The organism is Pedobacter petrophilus, from assembly GCF_009674725.1.
Taxonomy (GTDB): domain Bacteria; phylum Bacteroidota; class Bacteroidia; order Sphingobacteriales; family Sphingobacteriaceae; genus Pedobacter; species Pedobacter petrophilus.
In genome coordinates, this window is sequence record NZ_WKKH01000037.1 from 23,652 (window position 1) to 43,886 (window position 20,235).

Below are 20,235 nucleotides of genomic sequence, written 5' to 3' on the forward strand. Positions count from 1 at the left end.
AACATTTTAAATCACTTCGGTTACTTTACCACCTACCGTAAAAGTTTCTTTAATATTTAATTTCATGGCCAAATAGTAAGCCATAAAATTGAAAGGGACGATATTATTTAAAACAGAAAAATTTTCATCAACGGCTGGCTCTTCAATATTAAAAACATGGGCTCCTGCTGTTTTAATTTTTTTTATCAAACTCGCCGTGCGATCGTATGATTTACCATTGGCCAGTATATTAATCACTATACTACGATTAGCTGTTTCTTTTGGACCATGATCATATTGTGCCATGGGCATTGCGGTAAAAGTAAGCTTGGTACTTTCACTCAATATTAAAGCGGCTTGATAGGCTGTGCCTATATTTGGCCCACTCGCAGTAATATAAATACCATGGATGTTTTCACTGTTTATCAAATCAAAAATATCATCTGCTAGCTGTTTACCTTTAGCTTCGTAAGCTGACATATTTTTAACCAATACATCAATTGCGGGTGCTGCATTAAAACCAAATCCTTTAAAAAGTACCAACAACGTATTGGTATAGGTATTTGACGACGAAAATTGTTCTATACCAGCCAAAAGCGGAATTACTTGTTCTACATTTTTATTGATGCACAAAGCATTTTCTGGGTAATTGGATATAGCGATATATTTATCAAAAAGCTCACTACACCAAAGGGCTTCGGTACTTCTGCCAGACTGCGATAAAATAACTGCCTGCTCTTTGCTCTGCTGCGCATAATTGAAATACTCGGAAGCAATTTCAGGCTGGATATTTAAACCCATAAACTTAAAAGACAGCGGTGCAAAATAAGACGACCCCATACCAAGATAAGGTACATTTAAAGGAAGCTTAAAATTTTTACTGTTTTGCCAAAACTGTTTTGCCGTTACAGGGATTTCGGAAATTTCTAAATATTGTTGACTCATAATTATTTTTTAGGACTATCTCCCATTTCAAATTCAATTTTAGCACCTTCCATTAATAAAGAACGGCTTATCTTGAAATCATAATATGGTTTGACATTACTTAATTTAAAGACTACCTTATTAAAAGATGGTCCATTTAAATAATAAAAATCTTGCATGGCTGCCCATTACATAACAATCTATATGATTTTAAGATTTAATAGATAAAAAATGAAGTAGCCCCGAGGCAGAGCCTCGAGGAATTAATTGAGCAGAAATGATTGTGATTGGACAATGAATTTTACTGCCTATAACTGCTTTTATTATTTAAAAAGATTCAAAAGCTCCACAATCAGGTGCAGTCCCTTTAGGACGAGCAACTCCGAGATAATCTTTGGCAGCAAAAAAGTTACTTGTGCCATAATTAACAGCCGGACTAGCAGCTTGTAACTGAAAATTAGCGATTGCTGGATCAGATGAGAGGGTCACAAAAAGAGGGTCAGCGATTTTATCATTGGTTCCCATTACCTCTGGTGCAGCCCCTCCATTAAGAAAATAAATATTATTGCTATAAATAACATTTGCACCACCAAAATTATTTGTTGAATTCACTCGACCGCCAGGTTTCGCATACATGATATTGTTCATGATCTTACAATCAGTTGCATAACTCGCAAATATATTTGCATAGCCAACAACTAAGCCATTGTTATAGGTTGTATTATTTACAATATCAACATGTTGCGCATCAAAAGCATGGATACCAGAACCACCATTATTAAAGCTGATATTGTTCTCTACTAAGGTTCTGCCAGTATAATACCCTGTGCCAGTTGTTGCCCCATATACACGGTTGTTCACATCCAATATAATCCCATTGCCATCAGAAAGTCTATCAACCTGAATCCAAGGAATGGTTGTTTTGTTGCCATAACATTTATTACCTCTTACAATATTTTTATACCCTGTTGTGTTATCACTATTAAATGGTGTCAAAATACTCATACCACTAGCACCATAAATAGTGTACCATGCATTATTATAAACGGTATTACCTTCAAACGTAATATAATCTGCTTGTATGGCTCCAATACCTCCTCCTGAAAAATCATGCACTAGACAATTTTTTATTTCTACATGATGAGGGAATTTTGAAGCTGTTCTAGGTCCACCAATAGAAATACCACTGTTATTATAAACCCCATCAGAAGTTTTAGCATTGTAAGCTGCCAAAGCATCAGCATAAGTAAGATTTGCATTATTTCCTTGAAGCTCTAATCCAACAATTCTAATATAAGAGGCATTGATATTAATTGAATCATAGATATTGCCCGAAACAATAAATTTTGGTTTTGATCCTGGTAAAGCGGTATAGGTAATATGTTTATCTGCCAAGCCACTCGTAACAATATTTATTGTTCTGGTTATACTATAAGTTCCATCCATAAAGTAAACTATATCGCCAGGTAGTGTACTAGCAACAGCTTTTTCAAATGTTTTAAAAGGAGTACTTTGACTTAAACCTGTATTTACATCATTGCCGGAAGGAGAAACATAAAAGATTTTATCACCTTGAGCACTAAATACTCTTTGTTTGTTAAAATCGTACTTATCACAGCCAAGAAATGCTATTGACAAGATTAAAAGGAAAACTGTTATTTTGTTTTTCATTATTTTACATTGATTTGCATAATTATAAGGCGGAATTAATAATTTAACGCCGCCTAATTATTACTTACTGAAACTCCAATTAATTAAGGTATTACTACAGTCATGGTTTTTACCGATTGGTTAATTTGACCATTTACAAGCGGAAGTCCAACTGCAGTAAGCGTAATCGTATAAGTACCGGGAGCATACGTTTTAGTAATTGCAGGCAACACCCTATTATTATTATTTGTAATAGTTAAATCTGTAGTTATAGCAGGACTACCATCTCCAAAATTCCAAGTATAATTAACCCAGTTCAATGAACTATTCACCAACGACACAGTCTTTGTAGCGGCGTTTAGGGTGGATGTAAAATCAGCTGAAGGAACAAGTATATTTGTATTGATTAGCACAATTACAGACTTCAAATCGCTTGTAACGGTTCTATCACTACTAATAATAGTTAAACCAATTGCATACGTTTTATTTGGGTTGCTCTTTAGAAATGCCAGATCAACACCAAAGTTAAATATGGAAGAATTGCTTTGATCTGCAATTTGGACCGTAGCAGGAATTAAAATTTTGTCTTTAGGTAACACCTCAGTTGCGGCTGTTAAAATGCCCTTTGACTTTAATAAAGTTATAGTGTCTGTATCTAAAGTTAAATTAACATTTACGGAACCCTTACTGGTAACACCAGCTCTTTGCACACCCATCAAGATATTAAACTTGCTCGAACCAAGATCAACCGTATACTTTGGAACTGGATTTATTGCTTCTATATTATTAAATCTATATATAGCATTAGTATAAAGTCCATTCGCGTCTGGGCCTTTCTTAACTAATGCAGCAGTTGATAAATAAACTGATTCTGGAGGAAAAGAAGCATCTTCAATATCCTGGTAATCACAACTAGAAATTGTAAATAACAATCCTGTTAAACAAATTAATAGTTTTGCTTTATGAAATGATAGATAATTTTTCATTTTTTTTTTAAATTTTGCTTTAATTAATTACCAATTTGGATTTTGAATAATGCCTTTACCTACGTTTATTTCTGAAAAAGGTATAGGATATAGATACATTTTTGAAGCATCAAAAACTCTTTTTTCAACAATAAAAGGCGTATGAACAAAAGTAGCTCTTGAATTGCCCGTGATATTTACTCCGTATATATCTGTTTTCAATGAAGCCTCATCCATCCAACGTCTTAAATCCCAGAAACGATGATCTTCAAATGCCAGTTCTATTCTTCTTTCATTTCTGATACTTTGACGCATTTGTAATTGGTTTAAACCATTTTGTAATGGTGGCATTACAACCGTTGCTCTATTTCTTATTAGATTAATATATTGAGCAATTCTGGCATCGCCAGGAGAAACTTCATTTAATGCTTCGGCATAATTAAGATAAACTTCTCCTAACCTAAATAATACCCAATTATGAATCCCAGTATTGTTATTTCCTAAATCCAATCCTTCTTGAATATATTTTCTCATGTAGTAACCTGTCTTTGTTGCATTTGCTATAGGTTGCCCATCTAAACCGCCATTGTAAGTTTGTACAAACTTAGCAGGTGTACCAAATTGTACGCCATATGGTATTTGTGGTGAAGTTGTAGCTATTCCATTAGTAGTCACATTGAATCTTAACCTAGGGTCTCTCGTTAACGAGGTCGCTGTAGGGGTCGAAAAATTATAAATATTATCAACATGAGCAAGATTATTCCAATTAAAAGCTACACTTGTTGCAGTGGCACCAGTCCCAAACTTAAATTCATAAGCATCAACTAGGTTTTGAGTTGGTGTAGTAAGTCCCGATGAACCAGGAAAGCTAATTGGATTGTTATTTCTTTCGAAAGTATTATTGGCAGTGGGGTTTGTCATCAAGAAATTCTCACCCCTACTGAAATTATTCGCTATAAAAAGTTGCTGATAATTATTATGTAGTACAACACCATATTTTGCAGTGGTATCGATTAATCTCTTTGCAGCATCTGCTGCTGCTTGCCAGCGCTGCGATCTAGGAACTCCATTTAATGAGATTAATTCTGGTTTAGAAAAACCATTGGCCCATGTTGGTGTATTAAACAAATCACTTGCAGCATAAAGGAGTACTCTGCTTTTAAGTGCCATTGCAGCATATTTAGTTGCTCTTCTGCCAATTGCAGCAGCATCATAATTAGCTAAAGGAGCATATGGAGGCAGTTGAGGCTCGGCAGCGTCACATTCTGCTACTATAAAATCAATACATTCTTTTAAAGTATTTCTTTGGATAGCATTAAAATCAGTTTCTAATGACAAGGATTCTTTTAATAATGGAACACCTCCATATCTTTTAACAAGCTCAAAGTAATAATAAGCCCTTAAAAATCTGGCTTCAAAGCCCCACCTTTTAAGTTCTGCTAATTGAGCAATATATAGCGCTTGAGAAGAGGCAGATGGGTCATTTTTTGAACCATTTAAATCTACCTTATCAAATGAAACTAAAGCTTGATTACATAACCTTATCTGTCTAAAATACCTAGCCCAAACTGGGTCTGGTTGATTATTAGAGTTCCAACTTCCATTATTGAAGGATTGAACTGAATGCCTTTCAAAAGTATGTTCTGCTTCATCAGTTGCGGAGGCCATCATCGCACTGCCATCTATGTATAACATTCCATCTGGCAAGCCCGAATATAGAGCTGCTATTTCTCTAGATTTATTTGGATAGGAAATATCAATTAAATCTCTGCTTAGGCTGGTATTAATCTCCCTATCTAATTTCTGACATCCAATACCCAGGCAAAAAGTAAGGAGTACCAATAAATATGTAATATTTTTCATTTGTTTATTTTTATATCTTAGATAATAATTCATCTTTGCAACTTTTGTTATTAATGATTAATTGACACTAAAATTGAATCCTCGTTCCTAAAACAAATGTTCTAAGCACTGGGTAGCCAGCTAATGATTCTGGATCCCCATATTCAATATGATCAAATGATAATAAATTATTGCCATTCACAAATAATCGAGCCTGCCCTATTTTAAATTTGTTTAAAAGTTCTTTTGGAAAAGAATATCCAAACTCTGCGCTTCTTAATTTAATAAAGCTTCCATCTTTAATCCAAAAGGAAGAATTCTGGAAATTATTAAGGTCGTTAACTGATGAAAGTCTTGGATAAGTAGCTGTGCTTGCTGTTTCTGGCGTCCATCTGCCAACTGCTATGCTACCAATATTTCCATTATTCTGAAAAGCTTGAAATATACCAGTATTCAGGTTAACAGAATTACCAGTTACGGCTTGCACTACAAAATTCAGGTCAAATCCTTTAAATTTAAATCCTGCATTTAAGCCAAGGGTAGTGCGTGGCTGACCGGTTGGATAGCCATTTGAAACAAGGTCATTATTATCAATAATTCCATCAGGAACACCGTTTAATCCACCAATATCTTGATATTTTAAATCGCCTGGTCTTGCTGTTACTCCAACTGGTATAGGATATTTAGCGGGGTTTGTTGCTCTCTCTGCAATTTCTTGCGCTGTAAAAAATCCAATTGCCATTAACCTTCTTGGTTGATCAATAGAACCTCCTTTAGCAATCAATCCTGCATTTAATTGTGGTAGTTGCGCATTATAAACTATTTCGTTTTTATAATGAGAGAAATTAGCTTCAATAAAGTAGTTTAATTTACCTGTACTTTTGCTGTTATAGCGCAAAGCTAATTCTAAACCTTGATTTGCTGTTTTACCAATATTCAAATCAGGCAATGTAGCTCCAAAAAATTGAGGATAAACGTCAAGAGGCTGCGTAAGTATATTAGATCTATCTCTTTTAAAAACATCAACACTGAACTGTAAATTATTTAACAAAGTAGCGTCAGCACCAATATTTAAGCTCTTCTCTTCTTCCCAAGTAATATTTGGGTTTCCCAAGGCAGCTTCAGCTCCTGTGAAAGTGTTATAATTTGTGATGAATGCATACCTGCTACCTCCAGTATTTTCATTTCCAGCTATTCCATAAGAAGCTCTCAATTTCAAGAAATTAATAACCTTGCTTTTATTCAGGAAATTTTCTTGTGAAACAACCCATCCTAAGGAACCAGAAGGGAAGAACCCATATCTTTTACCAGCAGCATAGTTTTCGGTACCCATATATCCAGCAGAGAACTCTGCTATATATTTGTCACTGTAAACATAAGTTAACCTAGTGGCTACTCCATTGTGCTTATAAGGGTCGCTTTCTGCACCAGAAGAAAAATTTCTAACTTCATTATCGGTATTGAACAATAAAAACGCAGAGAAATCATGTTTATTAATTACCCTGTTATAATTTAGTGCTCCCTGTAATTCGAAATTACGATACTGTGTTCTTGTTGTTTCAACTCCACTTAAAGAGGTTGTTAAACCAATTCCTTGACCTAATATAGGATTTCCATTGGTATCAAACGCTCCAGGTAAAACTGGGAAAAGCGTATAGGTTTTATTTTTTTCAGAACCCGCAATGAAGTAATTATTGATGGAAACAACCCCTGTTGCGCTGAGCCCATTAATAAGTTTATCTAGTTTTTGCGTTAATCTCAATGAGGTTTGCAATGTGCGACCATTTGATTGATCAAATCCGTTCGCTAATAAATTCGCAACTGGATTACTAGCGTATAAATTGTTTCCACCAAAACTACCATCTAAATTTCTTACTGGAAATGCATTTGAAGGTATTCTTTCCAATAAACTAAAAGTGCTTGTTGTATTGTACTCCCAAGGATTAGCTTTATTTTCTACTGAACCAGCCAAATTAAAAGCAACAGCTAAATTATCAGATAAATTAATATCAATATTAGACCTGAAATTATATCTATGGTATGTAGAATTGGTACTTTCTGGATCTAAATCTCCAAAATTCTTAAATAAACCCTGACTACCAAGCGCATTTAACATGACGAAGTACTTAACCGTCTTATCTCCACCTTTAAACCCTAGGTTATAACTAGAAACAGGGGCAGTTTTTCTTAATACTTCATCGTACCAGTTTACGTGTGGAAATGCAAATGGACTATCCCCAGAGCGGTAAGAATTTATAGCTTGCGGAGTATATAACGGTGTTAAGCCATCATTTTGTCTGGCTTCATTAAATAAAGTGGCATAGTCACCTGAGTTTAAAAATTCGGGTAAACTAAACGCTTGACTAAAACCTTGACGTGTACTGAAATTTATTTTTAAAGGTCCGCTACTTCCTCTATTAGTGGTTACCAAAATTACACCATTTGCACCACGATTACCATAAACAGCCGTAGATGCAGCATCTTTAAGCAACGTAATTGATTCTACCTCCTCTGGGATTAATTGAGAAAAAATACTGCCAAAATCATTACCGCCAGCAATAAATCCATCAACGATAATTAATGGCGATAAACTTGCTCCGCCAAAAGTATTTTTTCCACGTACGATAAAACCTGGATTTCCAACCCCTGGTTCAGAATTTCCTTGTATTACAGTTAATCCGGGTAATCTACCATATAATGTATTCCCTAAATTAAGGTTGAAATTTTGTTGAATGTCCTCTCCATTTACAGTAGATATGGAGCTGGTAATATGATTAAATGGTTGTTTTCCGTAACCGATATTCTTTAAATTCTTACCTTTTTCTTTTATATTAATAACCTCAACAGTATCCTTACTGTCTTGAGCATTAGCATTTTTACTAATATTTAGCAAAAGGATTGAGATTAAAAATACACTTGAGCAGTATTTCAATTTCATATATTTTGTTTTAAATTATAATTAACTTAATGGATACGAAAAAAATTGATTCGTATAATAAATAACTATCAAGGATTTACCATCCCGGATTTTGAATTACACCTCCCTTTTGAAATTCAGAAAGTGGGAAAGGATGTAAATACATATTTTTATTAAAAGTTCTTGTTTCTACAGGAATGATTTGCCAATCGTAATTAAAATTAGGAGAAGTACCACCATTTCTTGTTATTTTCATCCCCTCCATCAAACCTTTCATTACTCCTTCCTGCTCTGCAATTAACCATCTTCTTATATCCCACATTCTGTGATCATCAAAGGCCATTTCAATTGCTCTCTCATTTCTTACCCTATCTCTAAAAGCTGATTGAGATAAAAGAGGTAAAGTTGGCATGCCAGAACGAGCTCTTAAGACATTAACAGCATCATATATATTTGCAGTATAGGTACTATTATCTAGGGCGGCGTAAGCTTTTGCAAAACCAAAATGAGCAGCAGCTGCACTTGGGTCAGCTTCATTTTTGGCTTCAGCATAATTTAAATAAAGCTCATTTAACCTTAATATAATATCTAAAGGCACTACAGCTGGAGGTGATACTGCTGGTCTTATATTTATTGGCAACATTTTCCTCATCCAATGGCCTAACGAATTTCTTGCGGTACCATTTGCTCTTGATTCTTCTGACAATTCAAAGATGGGTTGAAAACCACTGTAATAGCAATTGTTGTAAATTAGAGTCTGTTTAAACCTTGGGTCTAGTTCTCTATTTTTCGCAGCTAGGTTTGTACCTGTTGTTGGCCATGTTTGGGGTGTGCCATTTAACTTTTCATATTTCCTAACATGATTCATTAAAGCAGCTAAACCCGACCAAGAAGGTCCCGTTACTGTTGGAGCAATAAATCTCCAAGGATTATTGTTATAATTGCTAGGCGCTATTCCAGCTTGAAAAGTCAAAATAATTTCAGGATTATTGTGAATAGACCAAGACAGTTCATAGTTACCTCGTGTTGGTAAAGTTGCCAAAGGGACAAAAACAGCAGGATTAAGCGGGTCTATATCTCCAGGGTACCTGCCAATACGCTCAATATTACTGGTGCCAAAAACTAATGCAGTACCAATACCTTGTGCCTTTTGAAGGCCGGCTAAAGCAGCTGCCGCCGCTACTTCCCATCGCTTAACATCGTAATTACCATAACAAATCAAATTATTATTTGCAGGATTACTCATAGCTAAATATGGTGTAGCCGTATTAAACATAGGGCTAGCTGCATATAGTAAAGCTCTTGATTTTATAGCATACGGCACTAGGGATGTGATTCTACCTAAAAGGGTAGTTGATTGTACATCTGGCAGTGCATTTGAACTGATCGCAGCATCACATTCTTGTACTATAAAATTAAAACATTCTTCTATCGTGTTTCTTGGTGTAACAACCGTTACACCTGGTTCAAAAATCTCTGTAATAATTGGCACTCCCCCGTATCTTTTCACCATTTCCAGATACATGAATGCCCTGATAGATTTTACTTCTGCAATAACCTGCGCTTTATATGCTGGTGTAATGTTTGGAACCTTATCTATATTTTTTAAAAGGATAGCAATCTGCCTCAGTGCAGTAAAGCGAGTGTAATATCTATTATCACCAGTTGATGCGATGTTGCTGGGCGATATGGTGCCCTGATTCCAGTTAATAGCAGATCCAAAACCCTGCTCATTTAAATCAGATTCGTCTGTCAAATCAGAAGTAGGGTGATATGTTAAATCGCCTACTGATTGGGTTGGAGATAAAGAGGCATCTCCATAATATATTTGAGAATGTAAACCAAATTTATAAATTTCGGTTATCAATTTATCTAGTTGAGTAACAGAAGTAAATAAAGTTTCTTCTGTTAGGTCTACTCCTGGAGCTTTATCGAGGAAGTTTTTCTTACACGAATTTAAGCTTATACATAAAATTGCTAAAACTGTAACAATTATAAGTCTAAAATTTTTCATATTTTTCAATTAAAAATTTACGTTAATACCTGCGTTAATTGTTCTTACCAAAGGATAGGGTTCCTCATTATTCGTGTCATCCCTCGGTATGTTATTTTCAGGATCTATTCCTTTAAACACTTTACTCCATGTAACCAAGTTGTTGGCCGTTAAGAAAAGTCTCATGTTTGAAATACCTATCCTTTTTACCAATTTTGGATTGAATGTATAACCTAGCTCAACATTTTTTAATCTTAGGTAAGAAGCATCAGCTATAAAATAGCTTGAGTTTCCAAAACTTGTAGTATTGGGACTATTGCTATTACCCGCACTTAGCCTTGGGAAATTAATAGGTAATCCTTGTGCATACCTTTCAGGTGTCCAACTTTCTAATAGGTAGTCTGGAGTACCTGCTGGCACTGAATTCAGCCAACCATAAGTGCGTTGAAAGCCTGTATAACCAATAGAAACATTTCCAACACCTTGGAACAGTGCAGAGATATCAAAAGATTTAAACTTTGCATATAAGGAAATACCATAGGTTTTCTCTGGTGTACGTGAGTAACCAATAGGCACATTATCATCTGCATTAATTACTCCATCACCATTTACATCTTTGAATTTAATATCACCAGGTTGAACTCTTGGCCTACTTTCATAAACTGGACGATTAGCATCATTAACTTCATCCCAGGTATTGTACAAACCTTCAGCAATTAATCCATAGAACTGTCCTAACCTTTGGCCAGTTGTTAACCTATACGGCGTAAGTGGATTATTGATTTCATCCCTAAATAAAACCTTATTACGGGCAAAACTAAAGTTTCCTGAAATTCTATAATTAAACTTATCACCTATTTTATCATTATAGGAAGCATCTAGTTCAAAACCCTTATTACTCATGCGCCCCAAGTTTATGGCAGGCTGCCTTAAACCACTCGTATTTAAGATAGTTTGTGGCTGTGCCAAAATGTTATCTCTGGTTTCGCTAAATAACTCCGCAACAATTTTAATTTTATCGTTAATAAGGTAGGTCTCTAAAGCAAGGTTGGCTTTTTTTGCCTTTTCCCAAGTAATATCAGGGTTACCTGTTAAACCTTCGATAACACCTGTATAACCAACATAAGTACCTACAGCCGCTCCAGAGCCAAAACGATAAGCATTTGCATCTTCAGTATAAGAGGTTGGTCTATATAAAAATCTATTACCTCCCACCCTATCATTTCCAACAATACCATAAGAAGCTCTAATTTTCAAAAATGAGATGAGCTTACTTTTAGGAAAGAATGATTCTTCACTTGGGATCCAACCTATTGAACCTGCCGGAAAAAAGCCAAATCTTTTACCTGGGGCAAAATTTTCAGTACCATTGTAGGCTGCATTAAAATCAGCCAAATACTTTCCTTTATAATTATAGGTTGTTCTAGCTACTAAACTTTGGTAACCTTGAGGGACTAAAAATGCTAAACCTGGATCAAAATTCTTTTGTTGATCATAAACAATTAATCCAGTAACGTTATGATTCCCAAAAGAACGTGTGTAATCAATAGACATCTGGGCAAAGGTCCGTCTTCTATTTCCGCCACTGGTAGAAAATTGAAAAGCAGTTGCTTCTGCTAAAGGCTGCAAAACATATCCGTCTGCAGTTCTTTGAGCTTTATAAGTTGGCACCGTAATTTGATTTGTTATAGCCTGGTTGTTAAATGTTTGTAGCGATACATTACCATGAACAGCCAAACCCTCAGTTATTTTATTTAACAAATAATCTATTTTAACCGTACCATTTAAGTTGTTACGATATTCTCGTCTAATACCACCTGAACCACTATTCGTTAGTAATGCCTTCAATGGATTGTTAGAATTTATATCAATATCAACAAGTTGATCATTAACAACGCCTGGGCCACCTAGTGGAGCCGCTCTTGCAATATCTCCAATAATTCTACTAGTTCCTGAAGCGCTATTATTGAGTTTTCTATTTTCAGTTTGAGCTGAAATATCTAATGCAATTTTAAAACTTTTAGTAACATCGAAATTGAAATTGGACCTGAAATTATAACGTTTAAAAGTAGTGTTTGCATCAAAGGTTTTTGTTATATATGTAAAATCATTGAAAAGTCCAGCCTGGTCAAATAGACCAATAGAGATAAAATACTTCACCTTATTTTGGCCACCTCTGATATTTAAGTTGTGTTGGGATTGGCCTGACGATTTCTTCAGTAAAAGGTTATACCAATCGGTATTCGGATAGAAAATCGGATCAGAGCCGGTTCTATATTTCTCAATTTCTTCTGGTGTATATTTTAAAGGGGTGTTTCCCTGAACAACATACCTATCTAATTCTATACCCCTATTCCATGATGATGCATATTCATAAGAATTCATTGATTTCCTTATATCCGTGAAGGAATTGGAAGCAATATTAAATGTATAATTAATTTGGGGTTTACCAATCTGTCCACGTTTTGTTGTAATTATAATAACGCCGTTTGCACCACGTATTCCATAAACAGCGGTGGCAGATGCATCTTTTAAAATTGATAAAGACTCAACTTCATTGGGATCAATATTATTGAAATTCTCAACTTGGATCCCATCCACTAAAACTAAAGGATCAGCACTACCATTAAATGTACCAACCCCTCTAATTCTTAGTGTTGAAGCATCATTACCTGGTTCACCACTTGTTTGTGTGGCAAACAAACCGGGTAATCTACCAACCAGAGAATTACTGATATTAGCTACAGGTGATTGTGTTAGTTCTTTTGTAGTAATAGATGAAATAGCACCGGTGGTTGTTATCTTCTTTTGTGTACCATACCCAACAACTACAACATCATCTAGCTTATTATCTGAGCTGTTTAGTATGATTTTAAAAGCCTTTTGTGTACCTACTGTTATTTGTTTTGAAGTGTAGCCCGTACTACTAAATATAATAATTGAGTTTTGATCTTTAACTTTAATGGAAAATGTTCCGTCTACGCTTGTAGTTGTTCCATTTTTAGTGCCTTTTTCAGCTATGGAAACCCCAGGTATGGTTTTACCTGTTTCATCTACAACCGTCCCTGTAATTAAAATGTCTTCTGCTTTTTCTAAAAAGTAAAGTGATTTAGGTGTAAATAATTTTTTATTAATAGAATTAAAGCTGCTTTTAAAGTTCCCTTCGTTGCTCAAAGTATTACCTGCAATGGCAAAGTTATATAAGAACAATAAAAAGAAAACCTGCAAAGCCATCATCTTCATTTTGGCTTTTGCAAAAGCAAACAATTTTTGTTTGAATCTCATAAATTTATTGGTTTGGTATATTTGTTAGTTAAAAATTGCGTCCATACATTGATCAGAGGAAATTGATCATCATTGAATTTAACAGAGAAAGTAAATTTTTATCATATTTTTTGATTTAAGAATTAATAGGGGACTATAATTTGGATTGTTTGAGACTAGGTTTTAAAATATCGTACTATATATACATTTTTGGTATGTATAAAGAGTACAAACCGAGTTTAATTTTTTACGTGAATAATTTTATTAGCAACAAAATTTGAACGAATGAAGCAAAGTGCTCTAGACATGTGCGTCTTTACCGTTAATGGAGATATATTTAACTTACAAGCTATCTCACTATAAGACATCTCTTCGTATCTAGCTAATTTAAAAACTGCTAATTGCTGATATGAAAGTGAATTTAATGTGTTTTTTAGTAAAAGTTTGTAATCAGAATCTAAAATAAGGTCTTGCATAGAGTTATCCTCAAAAGAATGGGTTTGCTTAAGCTGATTCATAACTTTCCAAAGATTAGCCTGCCTTTTTAAGATATTAAAAATTTCATTCTTGCCAACCGTATAAAGCCACGCTTCTACTGGTCTCTCTATCTGTAGACAACCTTTTTTTGTCCAGAGTTTTAAAAATACATCTTGTACAAGTTCTTGTGCAGCATCTTCACATTTCAAATACCTTAACGCTACTTTGAAAATTCTACTTTCATACCTATTATAGAAAAAAGTAAAGGCTTTTTCACACCCAGAAATTAATAATTCGAGTTGTTTGTTCTCTTCAAGGTTACACGGAATATTATACATAAAACTTATGTTTTATCTTTTAGAACCTTGTAGAGCTTGAAAATTTTTCGTAAAACGATACGGTAATGTTTCTAGTCTATAAATCCTATAAGAAATCTATATTTGGTTAATAGATCAAATAACCAATTTTAAGAAGTATTTATTTTGCTGTATTCGTTATTTTTTATGCTCTAATCTGTAAACTTTCATTCTAATGTGATAATCTGAATGCAAAATGAGCTGATTTGCTAACTTTTGAAAAAAAACAGAGATTTTATGACAAGTGCCTTCCCTTCAAGTATAGAGAAATTCTCACCTAATTTGTGGCCTAAAAGATCCTGCTAGTTTATATTAAGTTTTCTGCTTTTTATGGAAAATTTGACTGGCTCAGTGAATAATAATTGTTTAAAGCTCTCGTCAATTTTCATCAGTAGCTGACTATCAAACGCATTACTATTTACTAAGGAGAAAAAATCATCATACTCCTCAATAGAAGGTTTGCCTTCCAAATAAAGTTTAAGTAGTTTATCAAACTTTTTCGACATTTGATATTTTTTTACTAAACATTGATAACAATCATAAAGTAAAGAAAGAGTACGTGAATGCTATTTCTTCAATTAAACAAAAAAATAGGAGAAATAATTTATTCATGGTACTCTATTAAAGCTATGGATTTGTATTTTAGCAAAATGACACGTAGAAATTACATCCAACAACTGCTTTTATTAATTGGAAGCAGTATGTTGATTCCAGGTTGCGTTGAACCTGGAGGTTTAATTTCTGAAAAATTAAAGTATATCAAACTTACTGCAAACCAGGAAAAAATATTTACACACTATCTAGATAACCTATTGCCTTCTAATCAAACGTATGGTGCTCGTGAACTCAAATTAAACCTCTTTATATTAACAATGTTTGATGATTGCTATTCAGAAAGTGACCAGGAAAGGTTGGGAAAGGGCTTAATGGAGCTAGAAAAAGTATGTGAAAAAAAATCAAAGGATTTTATTGCCATGAATTATGCAGAAAAAAAATCATTCTATCAAATTTTAAATACAAATAAAACACACTCCCAAGATTTTAAGTTTCTTTTAAAAGAAGTTTATAGATGGGCTGTAAAAGGCTATCAAAATTCTGAATATGTAATGACTAAACTTGTTCCTTACCAGCTAGTTCCAGGTCATTTTTATGGCTGTATTAAATTAAAAGCTTAAGTTTTTCTTATGGATGAATTATTTGATGCAATAGTAATAGGCTCTGGGATGACAGGAGGTTGGGCTGCAAAAGAACTTACAGAAAAGGGATTAAAGACTGTTATGATAGAATATGGCAGGGATGTTGAACATATCAAAGATTATCCCACTACCAATATGTACCCTTGGGAATTCCCTCATCAAGGAACGGTTCCATACAAGATCGCGAAAGAATATCCATCGGTAAATAAACATTACATATTTAACGAAAGCACTTTACATTTCTTAAAAAAAGACTCGGAACAAGAATATATTCAAGATAAACCATTTGATTGGATCCGAGGCCAGCAGGTTGGTGGACGCTCATTACTTTGGGCCAGACACACGCAAAGATGGAGTAATTTTGATTTTGAAGGCCCGTTAAGGGATGGATTCGCTGTAGATTGGCCCATAAGATACAGTGACCCTGCTCCCTGGTATAGCTATGTAGAGAAATTTGTTGGGATTTCTGGAAATAAAGATGGATTGGACATTTTACCTGATGGTGAATTTTTACCTCCTTTTGAACTCACCTGCCTAGAAAAGCATTTTCAAGAATCTATCAAAAAAAATTATACTAACAGGCACCTCATTGCATCTCGAGTGGCAAACCTTTCTACACCAAATCCAATTCATATTGAACAAGGGAGAGGGCAATGTCAGCGAAGAAATTTATGTGAAAGAGGCTGCCCATTTGGAGGATATTTTTCTAGTAACTCTTCCACTATTCCTTGGGCAAAAAAGACTGGAAATTTAACAATTATGGCAAATAGCGTAGTTCAGTCTATTATATATGATGAGGGGCAGCAAAAAGCTACAGGTGTACAAGTTATCGATGTTCTTACTAAAGAGATTAAAACAATAACGGCAAAAATCATTTTCTTGAATGCATCTGCCATGAATAGTAATTTAATTCTGCTAAATTCAAAATCAAAAAGATTCCCAAATGGCTTAGGTAACGATAATGGCCTATTAGGGAAATATATTGCTTTTCATAATTATAGAGGAAAAGTTACCGCAGCGTATGATGGTCTTCAAGATTTCGATTCTGAGGGAAGAAGACCTGCTGCTAGTTTCATGCCCAGGTTTACCAATATATTTAAGCAAGAAAAAACTTTCTTAAGAGGTTATCATAACATTATCAATTCTTCTAGGGAAAAAATTCCATTTGAAGGAAGTTTTGGTGATGAATTGAAAGACAAAATAATAAATCCAAAAGCCGGAAAATGGATAATTGGGGCGCAAATGATGGGCGAGACTATTCCTAAAGAGACCAGTAATGTGTCATTAGACCGCACAAAAGTAGATAAATACGGTATGCCTCAACTTCGTTTTTCTGTTGACTATGATGAAAATGATGAGTTAATGATTCAAGATTTTTTTACAGAATTTACTGAAATGTTTACCAAAGCGGGCTATACAGATATTAAAACAATTGACACGAAAAGAGTTCCAGGCAATGAAAATCATGAAATGGGAGGAGTAAGAATGGGGAAAGACCCCGCCACTTCTCTGCTAAATGAATGGAATCAATTACACCTATGCAAAAATGTTTATGTAACAGATGGTGCATGCATGACATCTACCGCATCTCAAAACCCTTCATTAACTTACATGGCGTTAACTGCAAGGGCGGCAAACCATGCCATTGATGCGTTTAAAAAGAGCAAATAGCCTTTAAATATAAACGCTATCCAAATTTATCCCCTTATTTAATCAATACCTTTAGCGGGTGTTTTAATTGCTTACTAAAATTTTCCAGGTAGTTAAACCATGCTACTTCAGAATTGAAATTGCCACTTTTGCTCCAACCTCCACCTTGATAATAAGTTAAATTACGTCTACCAGCCAATTTATCAATGATAAGCAGGTGTTGCTTTGTGTCTTTAAATTCCTGATTTTTAGAAAATGGCACTACCACGCCCACGCCCATAAATCCATTATCCACTTTACCATCTGCCTTATCCCAATAAGCAACTAAATTATTGGAACGGTCAATTCTAACCTTTCCATCTCCAATATGTTTTGTCACACCTATAGAAATATTTAAATCTCCATCAGTTTTGTAGTTATTGGTTATTTTATTCATTTGTGACCCCGCATCTAAAGTGACTATTTTAGTTTCCGTTACCTGTTTTCCATTAACAAGAAAAGGTTTATACATCAATTTAAAAGACACTCTTATCGGACCATTATCTAAAACTTTATAGCTGGAATAATTGATGGGGAAAATGATCTCATCTCCAACAATTGGCTCCGCGTTCCCTGCACCCAAAGTCATGCCTACATGATAGGCATCTACACCCTCTCCATTATCGTTATGATAGTTGTCTAATTTATACCATTTATCTATAACCAGATCAGTAGTTCTTTTAACCCAAAAATCAATGCCTTTGGCCATTCCACTTTGGCTTTCCAAAGCTTCACCATAAAATCTAAATGCAACTTTATCATTTTCCCAAGCGAAATCGTCAAATCGCTCCGGCACTTGTCTGCAATAGGTTTTAACTTTATAAATTGAAGGAATTCCCTTGCTGATAGAGAAGGTCTGATTGGAACTTGCTTTAACATTGGTTTGGAAAATGATTGACTGAGGCGCTGTATTTCCATTGTAAATAACTTGACTCGGAACTTCTTTACCTGTTTTGGCATTTTTCACAATCAGTTCATTACTTTTAAAGCCATTGATTTTTGATAATGAGGTAAGAGGCACTTCAATTGTTTCTGCATTTCTATTATAAGAAGAACTGTTGGTAATTATAACAGAGACCGAAGAAATTTTTGTCTTTTTTAAGGCCTTAAAGGACATTAAGCTACTTAAAATTACAAATGCAAGTAACTGAAACTTAAAAGAATTGGTGAATGATTTTGAAAACATACTGGATTAAATTAATGACTTAGGTCTATTTTTTTTGTAAATTTTAATGTATATGCATTCATAATTGTGCATTTACATTTCTTAAGCATATTGTAGTGCTTTTTTGGTTACTATTTAAATTTAGTAAGTATCGAATTTAAATAAGTTAAGCTTATCGGTACCTGAGTTTTAACATGTTCACTTTCATCTTCAATATAATAATACTTAATACTGGAAGAGTTTAGCGCAGCTTTTATAGCATTGGCGATATCAATTTGTCCAGTACCTAGGGCTACATCATTATTAACGTCTGTACCGCCGCTAAAATTACCTATGACACCTTTTTTAAGATCTTTCACATGCATTAACTTAAACCTGTTACCATACTTTTTAATAAGCTTTACAGGATCAGCACCCGGATGGAAAGCCCATAAAAGATCTAATTCAAAGCTTACGTAATCAGGATTGGTGTTTGTTGCAATGTAGTCAAAATAGGTCCCTTTTTCATAAGGTGCGAATTCGTATCCATGGTTATGGTAACAAAATGTTAACCCAAATTGCTCTTTTAACAATTTGCCACCTTTATTAAAATCTTGGACTGTTTTCTCGGCATCTGCTAATGTAAATCCTGCTTTGCTATCATGAGGCACCCAGGCAACTCTAACAAAAGAAGCGCCTAAAGTTTTGGTATTATTTCCCACCTCATCGGTATGATTTACAAAATCTGGATAGGAAACGCCAAAAGAGGTACAAACCATCCCTCTTTCATCTAAAAGTTTTCTTAACTCAATTGCTGACTTGCCAAATAAGTTAGAGAATTCAATATTGGTTATCCCCAACCCCTTTATATAGTCTAATGTAGCTGGAACATCTTTTTGGAACTCGTTTCTAAAAGTATAGGAGACTACTGCTGGATTGGTTGCCGCACTTTTGGTTTCAATTGCTCTGATTTTGATGTTACGATAATAAACTTTATTACCATGATCCTGAAGTAATATGCTTCCACTTTCAATCAGTCCAAAACCAACAATATCCTTATACTTACTACCCGCAACCAAGTCTCTAAATTCTTTACTTCCCCGCTCGTATGCTATTAACTTAACTCCATTTAGCCAATGCTCAACATGATTGCCTATTGCTATAATTTTGGCCGTATTCCATTCTCCAACAGGATTAACAGGCTTGTTCGCAGGAGCCGGAATTAAATCATACAATGAACCCAATTTACGGTTTCCGTTCTTACCTAGTTTAGCATCTGGATGTATTTCATCATCTAATAATTGATACTCTAGTCCAAGAGCAGAACGAGGATTTGCAGGCTTAGCTTGCTTAACATCGACAAAATATTTTATCCCACTATTTGCTCCTTTAGATAATTTGAAATCAACACTTAACTCAAAGTCTTGGTACTGCTTAATCGTAACAATATCTCCACCATTGGTAGATTCTGCTCCTCCTGAAGGTTCTACCATTAAAAGACCATCCATAATTTTCCATCCGTTTTTCGGAAAATCTGTTAAGAAAGCTCCACGCCATTTTGTAGTTGTTTTACCGTCAAAAAGCAATTTCCAGCCATTCTTTTTTTCATCTTTGGTCAACTTATTCTGCGCATTCAAATTCATCCCCAAAAAGGTTAAACTTGCACCTATTAAAATTGATTTTATAAATTGGTTCATTCTTGGTTAATGGTTAAGTTAATAAGAGCCTGTTTAAATTTATGTTGTAAAATGTTTATTGCTTATTTTTGAGTGAAACAAGGCTTGTTTTTGAAGAGATAGCAGCGCTTCTACCTCTAGAAAACATAACGATGTTGCAGTC

The 20,235-nt window shown here is 34.5% G+C and carries 12 protein-coding genes; 2 read left to right on the top strand and 10 right to left on the bottom strand.

The features are described from left to right. Positions 1-6: 6 nt before the first annotated feature. From GJU39_RS18190 to GJU39_RS18225, 8 genes are all read right to left on the bottom strand, one after another. Positions 7-924 carry an SIS domain-containing protein gene (locus GJU39_RS18190; protein WP_154282427.1) on the bottom strand — a complete coding sequence of 306 codons (918 nt, stop codon included), beginning with the start codon at positions 922-924 and terminating at the stop codon, positions 7-9. Between the two features lie 306 nt (positions 925-1,230). Further along, the gene (locus tag GJU39_RS18195; protein WP_154282428.1) at positions 1,231-2,574 is read right to left on the bottom strand and encodes a right-handed parallel beta-helix repeat-containing protein; all 1,344 of its coding nucleotides are present in this window, start codon (positions 2,572-2,574) and stop codon (positions 1,231-1,233) included. An 83-nt stretch (positions 2,575-2,657) separates the two neighbouring features. Beyond that, on the bottom strand, positions 2,658-3,539 hold the full coding sequence (locus GJU39_RS18200; protein ID WP_154282429.1) for a PKD domain-containing protein: 882 nt from the start codon (positions 3,537-3,539) through the stop codon (positions 2,658-2,660). A gap of 27 nt (positions 3,540-3,566) precedes the next feature. Beyond that, on the bottom strand, positions 3,567-5,414 hold the full coding sequence (locus GJU39_RS18205; protein ID WP_209437685.1) for a RagB/SusD family nutrient uptake outer membrane protein: 1,848 nt from the start codon (positions 5,412-5,414) through the stop codon (positions 3,567-3,569). A gap of 34 nt (positions 5,415-5,448) precedes the next feature. Next, positions 5,449-8,298: a SusC/RagA family TonB-linked outer membrane protein gene (locus GJU39_RS18210; protein ID WP_154282430.1), complete on the bottom strand. Its 2,850-nt coding sequence runs from the start codon at positions 8,296-8,298 to the stop codon at positions 5,449-5,451. Between the two features lie 76 nt (positions 8,299-8,374). Beyond that, on the bottom strand, positions 8,375-10,291 hold the full coding sequence (locus GJU39_RS18215) for a RagB/SusD family nutrient uptake outer membrane protein (RefSeq protein WP_154282431.1): 1,917 nt from the start codon (positions 10,289-10,291) through the stop codon (positions 8,375-8,377). Positions 10,292-10,300: 9 nt separating this feature from the next. Further along, on the bottom strand, positions 10,301-13,555 hold the full coding sequence (locus GJU39_RS18220) for a SusC/RagA family TonB-linked outer membrane protein (protein WP_154282432.1): 3,255 nt from the start codon (positions 13,553-13,555) through the stop codon (positions 10,301-10,303). A 218-nt stretch (positions 13,556-13,773) separates the two neighbouring features. Continuing rightward, positions 13,774-14,349, bottom strand: a complete 576-nt coding sequence (locus GJU39_RS18225) for an RNA polymerase sigma factor (protein WP_154282433.1) — start codon at positions 14,347-14,349, stop codon at positions 13,774-13,776. A gap of 647 nt (positions 14,350-14,996) precedes the next feature. On the opposite strand from GJU39_RS18225, the gene GJU39_RS18230 reads away from it, so the two are divergent. Both GJU39_RS18230 and GJU39_RS18235 read left to right on the top strand, forming a co-directional pair. Next, entirely contained in the window at positions 14,997-15,542 is a 546-nt protein-coding gene (locus tag GJU39_RS18230; protein ID WP_209437686.1) for a gluconate 2-dehydrogenase subunit 3 family protein, read from the top strand. 9 nt (positions 15,543-15,551) lie between these two features. Continuing rightward, positions 15,552-17,234, top strand: coding sequence for a GMC oxidoreductase (locus GJU39_RS18235; RefSeq protein ID WP_154282435.1), 1,683 nt, complete (start codon positions 15,552-15,554; stop codon positions 17,232-17,234). Between the two features lie 34 nt (positions 17,235-17,268). Here GJU39_RS18235 and GJU39_RS18240 read toward each other — a convergent pair whose 3' ends face one another. Together GJU39_RS18240 and GJU39_RS18245 are read right to left on the bottom strand one after the other, a co-directional pair. Then, positions 17,269-18,438 carry a DUF4861 family protein gene (locus tag GJU39_RS18240; RefSeq protein ID WP_154282436.1) on the bottom strand — a complete coding sequence of 390 codons (1,170 nt, stop codon included), beginning with the start codon at positions 18,436-18,438 and terminating at the stop codon, positions 17,269-17,271. Positions 18,439-18,548: 110 nt separating this feature from the next. After that, positions 18,549-20,093: a family 16 glycoside hydrolase gene (locus GJU39_RS18245; protein WP_209437687.1), complete on the bottom strand. Its 1,545-nt coding sequence runs from the start codon at positions 20,091-20,093 to the stop codon at positions 18,549-18,551. Positions 20,094-20,235: the final 142 nt, after the last annotated feature.